Origin of the sequence: Bacillus sp. RZ2MS9, from assembly GCF_001816185.2 — a bacterium.
GTDB lineage: Bacteria > Bacillota > Bacilli > Bacillales > Bacillaceae_G > Bacillus_A > Bacillus_A cereus.
This window is the reverse complement of sequence record NZ_CP049978.1, coordinates 3,055,544-3,070,887: the sequence shown is the minus strand read 5'-3', so window position 1 is coordinate 3,070,887 and position 15,344 is coordinate 3,055,544. Positions and strand designations below refer to the sequence as shown.

The window sequence follows — 15,344 nt, the reverse complement described above, 5'->3', positions numbered from 1 at the left end:
GAAAGGAAGAATAATATGGAATGCATAAAAATGACGAAATGGAGTTGGTATCATGTGAAAACTAGTGAGTTTGAAGAAATTTCTTCTATAATCCCCCGTGATGTAACATCTTATTTCTCTCAATTTGTAAAGAAAATAAGTTCTCCTTGTGAAAATGGATTATATGTTTATACGTTATCACCAAGTCAAACTTGTGTATATGGTTCGTTTTTATATGATCAAGATAAAAAGGACGCCAAAATTCAAAAATTTCTTCATTATTTCGTAGCTCATGGGATACTGATAACGGTCCAAGAAAAAGAGGAAGAAGATTTTCAAGAATTAATACATAATTTCCCTATAGGTATAAAAAATTGTAATAGTTCCGCTGAAGGACTATGTGCCATCTTATCGATATTTATATCTCACTATTTACGAAAGGTTGACTATTTTGAAAACAATTTCAGAAATGTGTTATGGGATTTTTATCATCATAATAACATAGCAGTTTTAGAAAGGATTTATCATATTCGTCATGAATTATTTATGAACACACATGTGTTTCGCTTAATACAAGAAGTGTTACAAGGCCTAAAAGAAGCTTGGTTAGAAAAACTAACAAACACCCTTTGTTATAAACAAACACACGTAAAATTAGAGCGTGGATTACAACTTGTTAAAGAGTACCAAGAAGAATTAGACACGATGATTCATTTACAAGAAGTTGTTTCTTCTCATCGTGGGAATGAAATTATGAAAGCTCTTACTGTATTAACTGCTGTAAGTACGCCTTTGACAGCCTTAGGAGCATTATGGGGTATGAATTTTAAATACATGCCTGAACTTGAATGGAAATATAGCTATTTAATGGCTCTCTTATTTATTATTTTCACAACAGGGGGTATGTATATGTATATGCGATTCAAAGGGTGGACAGGTGATTTATTAAGAGTAAAGAAAAAGAAGTCTTTTTTTAAATCTAATTGATCCTGTTTATAAAAAATATGATAGACATATAGTTAATAATATTTATTAATTGGGGTAGTGCCATATCCCTATCAAGTTAAAGTTTTGATGTCCCCGCAATGATAAAAATAAACTTGGTTTCCATAAAAAACATAATATTTTCATTTAAAGGCTATGAAGTGAAATGTCATCATCTTCATCTTCATCACGTTTGACCTTCAAGAAATAAAAAGTTAAACTATTCTTGTACTCGAAGTACTATTATAGTACTGGAGAGATAATAACTTTACTATTTTGGTATGAGGTGAATAAATGATGAAAGATCGGATTGCCAAAACTGCTATTGCGCTTTTTCATGTAAGGGGAATAAAATTCACAATGAGTGATTTAGCTCGTGATCTAGGTGTAAGCAAAAGTACGCTTTACGAGCATTTTCCATCTAAGGACGAGCTTATTGGTTATGTAGTTGAGCAAATAAATGAAGAAGCCCAAATACGTTTTCGGGAAATTATCGATAATTCGAATTTGACCATACCGGAAAAATTAAAAGGGATTCTTTTAATTGTGCCTAAGGATTTTCAGCACAGCTTCGTACGTTTACTGATTGAACTGCGACGTTACCATCCAGAGCAGTGGGCAAAAATAGAACAAGGCATAAATGAAGAATGGGAGGTAATTACTGGGCTAGTTGAAGAGGGCATCAATAGCGGTGTTTTACGTTCAATGGACATTCCAGTGCTAATCCAAACACTCAAAACGTTAATGAAATCAATTTTTGAACAGGGGAGTATAGCCTCTAACCAAATTACTCTACAAGAGTCACTTGCAATGATGGCCGATATCATATTGCATGGAATCACAAGTAAGGATTAAATAGTACTTCTACATAAAAAATGAGTAGGGTCACAATAACCATACAGGTTAACGTAGCCCCGCTCATTTTTTATTTTTATCCCGCTTTAATGGGCAGTAAGATTCCTACCTCAAAATTCAGTGAAAGCAAAGAATTTAGGTGGGAGATCAACTGCCCATAAAAGTCCGATTGGTGAGGGCTGATAATCAGTGGGGGATGAAGAAAACCCCACTGATTAAAGTTTCACTTTATGTCGATTTTACTTAAGGGTAATTATACTTTACAGTCTGGAAGATTTCGGTATAATATAAAATGAGTACCAAAAATAATTTTTCGGTACTAAAGGTACGAATTAAGGTAATCAGAGATGGAAACGAAAAGTTTGTAATTTTAAATTGTTTTTTCAATTTGGCTGGGATGTCCTTGAAGATAAAATACGGGTATAGGAGGAATGTAAATGGATTTTTTTGAGACTGTTATAATCATTGTGAATTTTAGTATTCTAGGCTGTATATTGTTTTTTAGTGAGAAAATAAAACAATGGTCTGTCTTCATTCTAACAGTTGCCTTTTGTGTGGTTGTTGTGCAGCTTATCGTAGAAGGGTATCGCTGGCAGATGATTCCTGCTTATTTGTCCCCATTTATTTTAACAAGCTGCTATCTATTTGCTGAATCAAAAAAGAACGTTAAAAGTTGTGGGGCATTCACAGTCAAGACAGCGCTACTGGTCATTTATTTGACTATTGCGGTCATGCTTCCTTCCCTCATGCCGGTAGTTTTATTTGAAAAAACGAGCGGTCCCTTCAAGGTTGGTACTACACTTTATCATTGGATTGATTATAATCGAGAAGAACCTTATATGAAAGATTTGAACGGCCGGCGCGAGCTGATGGTTCAGGTTTGGTATCCTGCAAAAGAAAAAGGAGAGATGAATCGCGCACCTTATATCCATAACTCGGATGAGATTGCCAAGGGGTTGGAAAAATCATTGTCTATTCCAGCATTCGCGTTTCATCATCTAGGCTTGATGAAGTCGAATGCATTCATGGAAGCTCAATTGTCAGATTCAGAGGAACGTTATCCGGTCCTACTCTTTTCCCATGGTTTAAGCGGTTTTCGCAATCAAAACACGTTTGAGGTGGAGGAGTTGGCCAGCCAAGGTTACATCGTCGTAGGAATTGATCATACCTATGATGCTGCAGCTACCGTCTTTCCAGATGGCAGAACCGCTTTTGTACAGTCGATCAATTTAACTGATTTTGCCGAACGAGATCGCCATATCAAATTATGGAAGGAAGATGTTGTTTTTGTACTTAATCAAATAGAGAAGCTTAACCAAAGCGATAAAGATAATCGCTTTACAGGAAGAATGGATACATCCCGAATTGGAATGTTTGGACATTCTTATGGTGGAGCTACAGCTGCGCAAGTGTTAGTGGAAGACTCCCGTGTCAAAGCAGCCATCAATATGGATGGTACATTATATGGGGAAAATGTTCCAAAATCTAGAGTTGGAAAACCGTTTTTGATTATGAATGCAGAGATTAGTGATGATTCCACGAAAGATTTTTTAGAGGGAAAAGTTCGTAGTGACCATGCACTTGCAGGTGGTGGCATGTCAATGGTTATTCCCCATACCAATCATACGAGTTTCACTGATTTTCATTTGTTCTCTCCTTTGTTACGAAGCTTAGATGAAGATCCAAGATACGTTCACCGTATTATAAACGAATTCAGTCTCGCTTTTTTTGATCGATATGTGAAACAGGTAGACGATAGCTCTGCGCTTGAAAAATTGGACTCCAAATACCCAGAAGTGAAATTTAAAGTGAATTAATGACAATGTCTTTTAATATATTTGCTAACAGTTGGGTATATATTTTAATCATCAAGAAAGATTGCCCTCTGTAGCATACAGAGGGCAATCTTTTTTAAATTAATATAAAGGAGTTTTTTTATGTTTAATAGATTGAAGTATTTTCTTTTATCCGAGAAAGAAATAGTTGAAACTGTGAAGAATTACAAGGAGGAAAAAATACATGTTTTCATAATAAAAGATTTTTTAGGGGAGTTAATCTTAATAAGAACTCTTATATTTTTAATGTTTGTTCCAATATCAACTTTTATTTTTTCAGTTGTAATTTTTGGAGCTGTTTTCTTTTTATCCGGTATTAAGATTACCATTTGGGGCATTGCTATAATGTTATTGGTTCCAATAACATTACTTTTCTATATGAATATAACTAATACATCAATTATTATTACTGATTTAGTGAAGAAATTTTTATTAACCATAAAATATCTAAATCCATTTTACTCAATATTAAATAAACCTTGGTTATTTATTTTTGAATTATTATTTGGTTTTTTATATGTCTTCGTGCTATCTTTGTTTTCTATTTGGATAGTATTACATTCATTAGAAATAGGTTTCTCTGAATTTAGTTCAGAGGACAATCGAAGTTTCCAATTTTCAATTATTATTTTGCATACAGCAATTTATTTGTTTATAAGAGTTCATGGCCAGCCTTGTAAGACAACTAAGCAAAAAATTAAAAAACTGAAAATGAAATTTTATTTATGGTTTTGTTCTATGATTGCAAGTATTGTATATATATTTGAATCACTCTTTAATTATATGAATGGAATTCAAGCAATTTATTTTATATTTGTTTTAATGATTGCTTTAGAAAGAACAGTGACACATTATAAGAAATTTATAGATTTTTTAGAATCTGAAAATTTGTATGAAAAATAATTTTAGAGAGAAAAGTCATTTGAAATATAAAAAGTTATACCTACTAAGTACTGAACGAGTAAAAAAACGCTATTCTTTCTCTAGAATCATAGGAAAGGATAGCGTTTTTTATGTCTATTTTTGTATCTGATGAACTACAACTATTTGCTCAAGAAATTCAATGTTATTTATCCCCGAACATCTTAAGAAATCTTGCCAGAGAGTCTGGTTTCGTGCAACGAACCTGTAAATTCCAAACAAAAAGTTTACTCAATTTATGAGTATGTATGGAAAAAGAAAGAGATTCAATAATGCTTTGTTTAATATTAATTTATACAGAAATACATATTAAACAATATGTAATAATACATTTTATGATAATTTATTAAAATAAAATGTTATATTTTTGGGTGGAATATATAAATGGAGGAAATGTTATGAACAAGAATTTAAAATTTACTCAAATGATGATCGGTATTAGTACGATGGCATTATCATTTGGAAGTATTCAAACACAGGTATCCGCAGAAGAAAAAGCACCCTATAATACGTTACAGATGAAACCGATTGGGATAGAAACTTTAAAAGATGAAATTGCACATGCTACAAAAGCGGATGGAACTTTAACTTTTGAAGAGCGTTTAAAAGTAGGTGATTTTTCACAAAGGCCAACTTCGGTGATGAAACATAATGACAGGCAATTAAAGCAAAGCTATACTCTGGCAGAACTGAATAAAATGCCTGATAGTCAATTCATTGATACGCTATCAAGAGTTTCATGGAATCAAATTACAGACTTATTTCAATTCAATCAAGATACGAAAGCTTTTTATCAAAATAGAGAACGTATGAACGTTATCATTAATGAATTAGGACGACGAGGAAAATCTTTTACGAAAGAGGACTCAATGGGAATTGAAACTTTCGTTGAGATATTACGTTCTGCTTTTTATGTGGGATATTTTAATAATGAAGTAGGTTACTTAAATGAGAGAAGCTTCCATGACAAATGTTTACCAGCATTAAAAGCTATTGCAAAAAATCCAAACTTTACATTAGGTACAGCTGAGCAAGATAGAGTAGTAGTTGCGTATGGAAAGTTAATTAGTAATGCTTCTAGTGATGCTGAAACAGTACAGTATGCAGCAAATATTTTAAAACAGTTTAATGATAACCTTTCTATGTATGCTAAAAATTATACGAAAGAACAAGCTGTATATGAAATTGTAAAAGGTATTGATTATGATCTACAGTCTTATTTGCAGGAAACGAATAAAAAACCTAATGCAACAATGTGGTATGGAAAAATTGATAATTTTATAAATGAGATTAGTAGAATTGCTCTCATACGGAATTTAACAACTGAGAATAGTTGGCTAATTAATAATGGGATTTATTATGCAGGACGTTTAGGGAAATTTCATAGCAATCCAAACAAAGGATTGGAAGTTATTACACAAGCGATGAATATGTATCCTCGCCTAAGTGGACCTTATTTTATAGCGGTAGAGCAAATCAAAACAAACTACGGTGGAAAAGATTATGATGGAAATACAGTAGATTTACAGAAAATACGTGAAGAAGGGAAGTTACAATACTTACCTAAAACATATACATTTGATGATGGATCTATTGTTTTTAAGACAGGCGATAAAGTAACAGAAGAGAAAATTAAAAGGTTATATTGGGCAGCCAAAGAAGTAAAGGCACAATATCACCGTGTAATTGGAAATGATAAAGCACTAGAACCAGGTAACGCAGATGATGTGCTGACAATTGTAATTTATAATAATCCAGATGATTATCAATTAAATAGACAATTATATGGATATGAAACGAACAACGGCGGTATTTATATTGAAGAGAAGGGTACTTTCTTTACATATGAGCGTACACCAAAACAGAGTATTTATAGTCTAGAAGAGTTATTCCGTCACGAATTCACTCATTATTTACAAGGAAGGTACGAGGTTCCTGGTTTATTTGGGAGTGGAGAACTATATCAAAATGAACGCTTAACTTGGTTCCAAGAAGGGAATGCAGAATTCTTTGCAGGATCTACACGTACAAATAATGTTGTTCCACGTAAAAGTATTATAAGTGGCTTATCATCTGATCCGGCAAGCCGTTATACTGCAAAGCAAACTTTGTTCGCAAAATATGGATCATGGGATTTTTATAATTATTCCTTTGCACTACAGTCTTATCTATATAATCACCACTTTGAAACCTTTGATAAGATTCAGGATTTAATCCGTGCAAACGATGTGAAAAATTATGACGCGTATCGTGAAGCATTAAGTAAAGATGCACAGCTGAATACAGAATATCAAACGTATATGCAGCAGTTGATTGATAATCAAGATAAATACAATGTACCACAAGTAACAAATGATTACTTAATACAACATGCACCTAAGCCGTTAGCTGAAGTGAAGAAAGAAATTGTCGATGTAACTAATATAAAAGATGCAAAAATCACAAAACATGAGTCTCAATTTTTTAACACATTTACTGTAGAAGGCAAGTACATAGGTAGTACATCAAAAGGTGAGTCTGAAGACTGGAAAACAATGAGTAAACAAGTCAATCAAACCTTGGAGCAGTTGTCTCAAACAGGATGGAGCGGCTATAAAACAGTTACAGCCTATTTTGTTAACTATCGTGTGAATGCAGCCAATCAATTTGAATATGATATTGTTTTCCATGGTGTTGCAACAGAGGAAAAAGAAAAAACAACGACTATAGTAAATATGAATGGACCATATAGCGGGATAGTAAATGAAGGAATTCAATTCCATAGTGATGGTACAGAAAGTGAAAATGGAAAAATTATTTCTTATCTATGGAACTTTGGAGATGGTACAACAAGTACAGAAGTCAGCCCTACCCATGTATATGGAGAAAAAGGAGCATATACTGTGGAACTAACAGTGAAAGATAGTAGAGGAAAAGAAAGTAAAGAACAAACAAAAGTTACTGTAAAACAAGATCCGCAAACAGGTGGATCCCTTGAAGAGGAAAAGGTACTCCCGTTTAATAAGCTTGTAAAAGGAAATCTGATTGCTCCTGATCAAACAGATGTTTATACGTTTGATGTTACAGTTCCAAAAGAAGTAGATATTTCTGTGGTAAATGAACAAAACATTGGGATGACATGGGTACTTTATCATGAATCAGACATGCAAAATTACGTAGCTTGTGGTGAAGATGAAGGAAATGCTATAAAGGGAAAATTCGTAGCGAAACCAGGGAAATATTATTTGAATGTGTATAAATTTGATGATAACACTGGTGAATATTCATTATTAATAAAATAAATTTATTTTCAATATGTATATAACGGTTGTTTTTTTAGGAGGAGTCTGTCACGATAGGCTTCTCCTATTTTTTACTCTAAAATAAGTTAATAAATTAGGTAATTATCTTTAAAAATAAATCATTATAAACCTAAAATATTCAATTAAAAAATAGAAGAGAGGGAGCTTGCGTCTTAATAAGACTAATATTAGGAGTTATGTCACATTTCGATTAAATAAAATATCGTAAAATCCTCAGAATAAATTTTTTTGCATGTTCATTCATTTAGGGTAATTCTCAACTCTTAAGCTGATGTATGTGGGGGACCGACTCATATACATCAGCTTAAATAATTAGATATTTTATTTATTAAGTTAAGCGAAATTTTATTCGTATAGGAGGAAGGCGCATTTAATTCTTTTTTCGAATGTTATTCATGTTTATCGTATTCCATCGAATGCGCTTGTTACCAAGTGATGTACATAGGAATCATCCAACTTATCACCGGTTACTAGCAACCGATAAAAAATTGGTCCGTAAATGAGATCGATGGATAATTCAATATCAAGGTTTTCTTTCAATTCTCCTCTTTAAATTCCCTTCTCTAGAAGTTGCTTTGCTTGCAGTCGACGGGGCTGGAAACATCGAGTGCGATATTCCTCTTCCAGTTTTAAGTCAACGTTTGATTTTCTCTTTGCAACCAGAAGTTCGTAGTCGCTTAAATGGATTATTCATGTCTATTTTCTTTTTGGGTGTTGCTGTTGGATCCTTTTTCGGAGGATGGAGTGTAGCATTGTGGATCGGAATCGCTTGAATGCGTATTCATTGATATGTCTGAGTTTTATAGATTATTTGCGGTTATTTTGAAGTTTTTACATCACAACCAGATTTTTTGTCTCTATCGCTAAAAGAGGGCAAAACTCACCATATAAAATGTGTCCGAATTCCATTTAGACTATGAAAAAAGAGAGCTTGCGCTAGACAACAAGCCCTCTAAAAAATAACGTAATTGAGATATCTATATATTAACAGTTATTTTCTAACAATTCCATATGTCTTATGTTGAGAAATAAATTATAAGTGGCTTGATAAAGCTAAAATGAATGATTGACATAATATTTAGACGATAATATAATAAATCTCGAATTCAAGATAATTTGTAAAGGATTGGTAATTGTGAGCGTGATTAACGATGAGAGCTTATCTTTAAAGTTAATTGTTATATTATCAAGGGAATTACAGCCAATCACTAAACTTATTGAAAAGGATCTAAAAATTTATGGACTTAATGCAACTGAATTTGCAGTGCTTGAGCTACTATACAGTAAAGCTGATCAGCCTATAAAAAAATTGGGGACAAAATATTACTTGCAAGTTTTTGTATCACGTATGTAGTGGATAGGTTGGAAAAGAAGAGGTGAAACCATGTCCTAAAGACCGCCGTGTCACGTATGCATCAATTATTTCAGAAAGTATTGAATTGGTGACACTAATTTTTCCTCAGCATAAAGAGGGGATTCGGCAAATATTTGGTAGTTTGGACTATATTGAGAAAAAATGATAAGTAAACAGTTGAAAAAGTTAGGATATTACGCACAGAAAGTGTAAGTTTTTAGATGTTATTTCTGTTTAGTAATATCCTAATTAAATATAAATTAAATAAATAGGAGGGAAAATTAATAAATAGTAGTAAATGTATTGTAGTACAAAATAAAGAAATTATGTAATTGCAATTAATATAGTAGGAAATAAAGTTGTTATGTTCACGTATACATATCGTCCTTTTCATTATAAATCTTTCATAAAGCGGAGAGTGGGTATCAAGAATGGAGTTACGTCATTTAGAGTATTTTATTCAAGTTTGTAATAATAATAGTTTTACTAAAGCTGCGGAAGTTCTAGGTATTTCACAGCCGACTTTAAGTCAACAAATACGTGTGTTAGAAGGTGAACTTGATACACCTTTGTTTCATCGAGTTGGAAGAGGTATCAAAATGACAGAAGCGGGTAAGCTGCTATTTGATAAAGGAAAATTTATCATGCAACAATTTGATGACGTTTATAATGAAATTTTTGAATTAAAGGGTGTAAAAAGAGGTGTGATTACTATAGGAGGTCTATTAGAGGACCTTACTTATTTAACACCTTATATTATGAAGTTTCAACAACATTATCCCAACATCGTAGTGAAAATTGTAGAATCCGAAGTTGCCGTAAATCAAATCGTTGACAAAAATATTGATTTTGGGATTACACGTAGTGCTCAAATTCCAGACACATTAACAAACACCCTTTTGTATAGTGAAGAGCTCGTCCTTATCATTCCAAAAAATCATCCTTTGAATGAAAAATCATTTGTTTCTTTTCGAGAATTAGTAGGGCTGAGTAGAATAATGGTTTCATGTAGTTGTCGTGAATCTATTAAAATATATTGTGAGAGTTTAGGGTTATCTTTATCTGAAGCAAATATAGAAACAAAATCTTCTATTTCTCTATTGAGCCTTGTATACAATGGACATGGGGTTGCCATAATACCTCGTTCACTGGTTAACTTTGTTAATAATGATACTTTGAGCATAGTTCGTATTACTGATCCAACACCAAGTCAAGATATTAATCTTATTCACTTTGATGATAAATTTTTAAGTTTTGCTGCACGCATCTTTATGCAGAAGTTAAATGATTCGCAAAAAGTATCAGTGTAATAGAACTAATAATGATTCTAGTGTGAAATTTGAAAAAATCTATAAGTCTTAAGATAAAGCAAATATTAAAGTCAAAGGGCAGTGGCTTTATATGTGTGGTGTGATCGATTTTTGACTTTTACTTAAGGGAAAGGGGTAGGCTTTGCACGGAGAGAAGGATGTAAAAATCAAATCAAGTTTAAGCTATCAACTCTTTTGTCCTATTAAATAGTAATAGATTCCAATAGAGATATACAATGCTATTTCGAATCTACATATCCTTATTGCAGAAAGAAAACCACCGGCATTATACCGGTGGTTTTGATTTAGAAAGCAAAGCAAGTACAACCGATACCCCATGTAGTTCCATCTTTTCCTATTACGGTATGAGTGTGTTGATGGAGAGGGTTACTGCAACTATGTAACTTGTTATCATGGGCATCGTGAGAAAGTATAGTGTTGGCTAGGTTAGCACCGCCATAACCATAAACTCCCGTCGGTGACCAGTCAGGTGATGCTGGCGGCAATTCAGGTGATAAATTTTTAAATTCATCATTTCCATACACAACCTGTCCGCCCATAATTGTGAGTAATGATTCAAGGTTTTTGATTTCTTCTTCTGGCACAGTAAAGTAGTCAGCAGACAATACAGCAAGATCAGCAAACTGACCTACTGCAAGGGTTCCTTTTTTACCTTCATCACCAGAGAACCACGCACTTCCTTTTGAATATAATTCCAGGGCTACTTTTCTATCCAGTTTATTTTTTTCATCGTATATCGAAAGTCCACCAATGGTTTTTCCGGCAACCATCCAATAAAGAGCGACCCAAGGGTTATAGCTGGAAACTCTAGTTGCATCACTACCGGCGCCAACAGGTATACCAAGGTCTAACATACGATAAATCGGAGGAGTACGCTTTGCAGCTTCCTTTCCGTATAAATCAACAAAGTATTCACCTTGAAAAGCCATGCGGTCTTGGATGGCAATACCGCCATTTAAAGCCTTAACACGTTCCATACTACGATCTGAGATTGTTTCTGCATGGTCAAACCACCATCGTAGACCATTAAAAGGAATTTCACTGTTAACTTCCTCAAATACATTTAAGAAACGTGTGATTGACTCATCGTAAGTTGCATGTAAACGGAAGGGCCAACGGTTTTCCACCAATAGAGAAATTACTTTCTTTAAGTCAGCTTCCATCATCGTAGCTAGTTCAGGCCGTGGCATTTGAAATTTTTCAAAATCGGCTGCTGAGAATACTAACATCTCTCCGGCACCATTCATTTTATACTTATCAGTTCCTTGACCTGGAGAAACAATTTTTGCCCATGAAGCAAAGTCTTCATATTCATGATTTGGATTTTGCGTAAATAGATTATAAGCAATACGCAAAGTTAATTGTTCCTTCTCGGCTAAATGTTCAACAACTTTGTAATCATCAGGATAATTTTGGAATCCACCACCTGCGTCAATAGCACTTGTAATACCTAATCTATTTAATTCGCGCATAAAATGGCGAGTTGAATTAATCTGGTCGTCAAAATTAAGTGCTGGTGCTTTACCCAAACTTGAATAAAGAATAGAAGCGTTAGGATTCGCAATTAAAAGGCCCGTTGGATTACCTCGTTTATCCCGCTCAATTAAGCAGCCTGGAGGGTCTGGTGTATCTTTTGTATATCCCAGTGCATGCAGCCCAGCACGATTTACAAGTGCTCTATCGTAAAGATGTAGCACAAAGACAGGAGTGTCTTCAGAAACGGCATTAATTTCTTCCAAAGTTGGCAACCGTCTCTCTTTAAATTGAAATTCAGACCAACCTCCAACTACCCTTACCCACTGAGGAGCAGGTGTACGCCTTGCCTGTTCTTTGAGCATTTCTAGAGCAATAAAAAGTGATGGCACGCCTTCCCAACGTAATTCCATATTATAATGCAGACCACCACGAATAACGTGTATATGAGAGTCATTCAGGCCTGGAATAGCTCTCTTTCTTTTAAGGTCTATTTTCTTTGTTTTTTCCGTGGCACTATTAAGAAGCTCATCTCCACCTACTGCAGTGACTAAACCATCAGTTATGGCGATAGCAGATACCTCAGGCTGAGAAGGGTCAAGGGTAGTAATTTTTCCGTTATATAAGATCATATCCGGTAAATTCATGTTCACACCTCGTCTACTTTCTATTATTTTGTAACCATGGATGAAATAATTTACCGAAAATCGGCATGACTACCCATGATAGCAAGGACACTATACATACTGAAACAAAAAAGGCCGACATAATAGGATTCATATGTTTTATAATAGGTCCTATCACTTTAGGAACTAACATGCTAAGAGGCCATACACCCAAAAGGGTAACGATAGACATTTTCCATTTTGGCGGTGGAACTGGCGTTTTCGGAGTAACAAACCAATAAGCCAAACTACTTTCAGTTTTGTAACTCGGATTAGTAACTTGAAATTGTTCTGCCGTTTTTAACAAATCCCGGCGAATGTCTGATTCTTGCCAAGCACGTAGATGCTCATACGTATCAAAGCGAAAAATAACAGTATACTCTCTCGATTCGTTATTTGGGACTATTAGATTTACACCTAAATGCCCTGGGAATTTAGTAGCGGCAGCTTCGATTTCATGTCTCCATGTTTCAAACTGTTTTTCTTTACCTTGTTGAATTTCCCATGTAACAATCGTTGTTACTGGATCAGCAGCATCCATCGTGTTCCCTGTATAAGTCTCTTCGACAGCTACTCCTTCTTGTTTCATATTTTCCTGCTTGGAAGCGCGCCGTGCACCATAGTATATGCGTATTCTACTCCTTGACCATAAGCGCCAGTGTGCTCCTTTACAATTTCCATTACAGCATCATAAGTGTCTTTGTGTGCCCAGTCACGTTGGTATTCAAGTAAAACTTGAATTGCTGTCACTGGAATTGCACCAGCTTGTTCTACACGACGCATAGCAGCGTTATGTGCTGTCAGACTAGTACCACCTGAAGCATCATCAACTGCATACACTTCATAGCCAGCTTTCATTGCTTCAAGCACAGGGAATGCAAGGCAAACTTCAGTCCAAAGTGCTGCAAATATTAATTTCTTTCTACCTGTTGCTTTAACTGCTTCAACAAATTTTGGATCTTCCCAAGAGTTCATTGAACTGCGTTCTATAATTTCATGGTTTGGGAATATATCAAGAATTTGTGGCCAAAAATAACCAGAAAAGCTGCGTGTCTCAACTGTAGTAAGAATAGTAGGTACGTTAAAAGTTTTTGCTGATTTAGCAAGTAGCATAACGTTATTAATCAATGTTTGTCTATCAATACTTGCAACTCCAAAAGTCATTTGAGGTTGAAAATCAATCAAAATTAATGCGCTGTTCTCCGGATTTAACAATTCTAAATTACTCATAATAAAACGCTCCTTTTTTAATTGTTTATTGAAAGTGATGTATATTCTGTCAATTGGAGATCTGCTATACTTTTTAATTTAAATTTAGTGCTGATTTAATCAGCACTAAATTCATACTATCTACTTTAAAAAAGGTGATTTAAAGCTATTTCCTTGAGATACATTTATCCCGCATTAACGGGCAGTAAGACCCCCACCTCAAAATTCAGCGGAAGCAAAGAAGTTAGGTGGGGGATCAACTGCCTGTAAAAGCCCGATTGGTTCAACTAATAATCAGTGGGGGATGAACAAACCCCCCACTGATTAAAGTTTCACTTTATGCATTTTGTTTACTAAGATCTCGCTGAGCTCCCCTATAGCTTCCAATTATATTTTGATAGCCTGGAAGATTGCTAGCAAGCAAATTGCCAAAACCTTCGACATCGTTGCGCCAATCGCGTTGTAATTCGCAAGCTACGCTAAACCAGTTCATAAGTTGCACACCACTATGTGCCATACGAGTATTGGCAGCATCTGCAACTTGTTTACTGAAAGTTCCTGAAGCATCCGTAACAGCAAATACTTCATATCCAGCTTTTATAGCGGAAAGTGCCGGGAAAGCAACACAAACGTCCGTAACTACGCCTGCGATGATAAGTTGTTTTTTTCCAGTTTCTTCGATTGCTTTTACAAAATCATCATTATCCCATGCGTTAATTTGTCCAGGTCGAGCTATTTTTGGTGCATGAGGAAAGAGATCAACCAATTCTTGCATTAAAGGTCCATTAGGCCCGTTTTCGAAACTTGTTGTTAAAATAACTGGTAAATCAAAAAACTTAGCAGTATGAGCAAGAGCTAAAACATTGTTCTTGAATTCATCAACACCATAGTCACGTACTAGTCCGGACATAAGACCAGTTTGATGATCTACTAAAAGTACGACAGCATCATCTTTGTTAATACGAGAATAGAGATCAGTCATTATGTATTCCTCCTAAAAATTAAGTAATCGAAGAAAGTTTAAATAGTCGAATACTATCATAAGTTTCTTCGTTTATAACTAAGCTGACCAATAATATTGGTTATAGCAGCATTCACAGAACATGAAGTGCTATACAATTTTATAGTATTTGAAAACTGATTCGTTAATCAATTCTAAATTATCTATAATTCGTATAGGTCGTAACTATAGTTGTTTTCACTATAAAATAGATTGGTTTTACCTATACATCCTATAGATAGAACAATATTGATAGTCACCTATTTTTGTTATTACAATTGAATAGGAGTAATGTTAAGTAATTATTTTATGATGAAAAAGGTATTAGAGGGGGGATTGTTCCAAAAGGAGAAAATGAATGCATTGGGACAATAGAGTTTCATACTTAGAGTTCACAACATAAACGTGCATGAATAGGTTATGACATTCATCCGGA

10 protein-coding genes and 4 pseudogenes are annotated in these 15,344 nt (G+C 34.3%); 9 read left to right on the top strand and 5 right to left on the bottom strand.

The genetic code is table 11. From position 1 onward, the window contains the following. Positions 1-15 precede the first annotated feature (15 nt). The 6 genes and pseudogenes from BHV55_RS15690 to colA all read left to right on the top strand — a co-directional run bounded on the left by BHV55_RS15690 (position 16) and on the right by colA (position 7,855). Positions 16-966, top strand: a complete 951-nt coding sequence (locus BHV55_RS15690) for a magnesium transporter CorA family protein (RefSeq protein ID WP_070756690.1) — start codon at positions 16-18, stop codon at positions 964-966. A 291-nt stretch (positions 967-1,257) separates the two neighbouring features. Next, entirely contained in the window at positions 1,258-1,818 is a 561-nt protein-coding gene (locus BHV55_RS15685; RefSeq protein ID WP_000974054.1) for a TetR/AcrR family transcriptional regulator, read from the top strand. Between the two features lie 437 nt (positions 1,819-2,255). Continuing rightward, complete coding sequence (locus BHV55_RS15680) at positions 2,256-3,635, top strand: alpha/beta hydrolase family protein (protein ID WP_070756687.1); 1,380 nt, start codon at positions 2,256-2,258, stop codon at positions 3,633-3,635. Positions 3,636-3,755: 120 nt separating this feature from the next. Then, the gene (locus tag BHV55_RS15675; protein ID WP_000483298.1) at positions 3,756-4,556 is read left to right on the top strand and encodes a hypothetical protein; all 801 of its coding nucleotides are present in this window, start codon (positions 3,756-3,758) and stop codon (positions 4,554-4,556) included. A gap of 110 nt (positions 4,557-4,666) precedes the next feature. Then, positions 4,667-4,813: pseudogene (locus BHV55_RS15670) on the top strand (IS4 family transposase); the annotation flags it as partial. Positions 4,814-4,972: 159 nt separating this feature from the next. Further along, a complete protein-coding gene (gene colA / locus BHV55_RS15665) occupies positions 4,973-7,855 on the top strand; it encodes a collagenase ColA (RefSeq protein ID WP_070756684.1) in 2,883 nt (960 codons plus the stop codon). 420 nt (positions 7,856-8,275) lie between these two features. Here colA and BHV55_RS15660 read toward each other — a convergent pair. Continuing rightward, positions 8,276-8,512: pseudogene (locus BHV55_RS15660) on the bottom strand (TetR-like C-terminal domain-containing protein); the annotation flags it as partial. Here BHV55_RS15660 and BHV55_RS15655 point away from each other — a divergent pair. The 3 genes and pseudogenes from BHV55_RS15655 to BHV55_RS15645 all read left to right on the top strand — a co-directional run. Further along, a pseudogene (locus BHV55_RS15655) lies at positions 8,503-8,649 on the top strand (MFS transporter); the annotation flags it as partial. The pseudogenes BHV55_RS15660 and BHV55_RS15655 overlap by 10 nt on opposite strands. Positions 8,650-9,011: 362 nt before the next feature. Beyond that, positions 9,012-9,443, top strand: a pseudogene (locus tag BHV55_RS27515) (MarR family winged helix-turn-helix transcriptional regulator). A 218-nt stretch (positions 9,444-9,661) separates the two neighbouring features. Continuing rightward, positions 9,662-10,540, top strand: a complete 879-nt coding sequence (locus BHV55_RS15645; protein WP_000423203.1) for a LysR family transcriptional regulator — start codon at positions 9,662-9,664, stop codon at positions 10,538-10,540. Between the two features lie 305 nt (positions 10,541-10,845). On the opposite strand, the gene BHV55_RS15640 is transcribed toward BHV55_RS15645, so the two are convergent. From BHV55_RS15640 to ycaC, 4 genes are all read right to left on the bottom strand, one after another. Then, positions 10,846-12,681: an amidohydrolase gene (locus tag BHV55_RS15640; RefSeq protein ID WP_070756681.1), complete on the bottom strand. Its 1,836-nt coding sequence runs from the start codon at positions 12,679-12,681 to the stop codon at positions 10,846-10,848. A 13-nt stretch (positions 12,682-12,694) separates the two neighbouring features. Next, positions 12,695-13,288, bottom strand: coding sequence for an antibiotic biosynthesis monooxygenase (locus BHV55_RS15635; protein WP_000806851.1), 594 nt, complete (start codon positions 13,286-13,288; stop codon positions 12,695-12,697). Continuing rightward, on the bottom strand, positions 13,285-13,929 hold the full coding sequence (locus BHV55_RS15630) for a hydrolase (RefSeq protein ID WP_000067163.1): 645 nt from the start codon (positions 13,927-13,929) through the stop codon (positions 13,285-13,287). Before BHV55_RS15630 ends, BHV55_RS15635 begins: the two co-directional genes overlap by 4 nt. Positions 13,930-14,245: 316 nt before the next feature. Continuing rightward, the gene (ycaC, locus tag BHV55_RS15625; protein ID WP_000131214.1) at positions 14,246-14,890 is read right to left on the bottom strand and encodes an isochorismate family cysteine hydrolase YcaC; all 645 of its coding nucleotides are present in this window, start codon (positions 14,888-14,890) and stop codon (positions 14,246-14,248) included. Positions 14,891-15,344 lie beyond the last annotated feature (454 nt).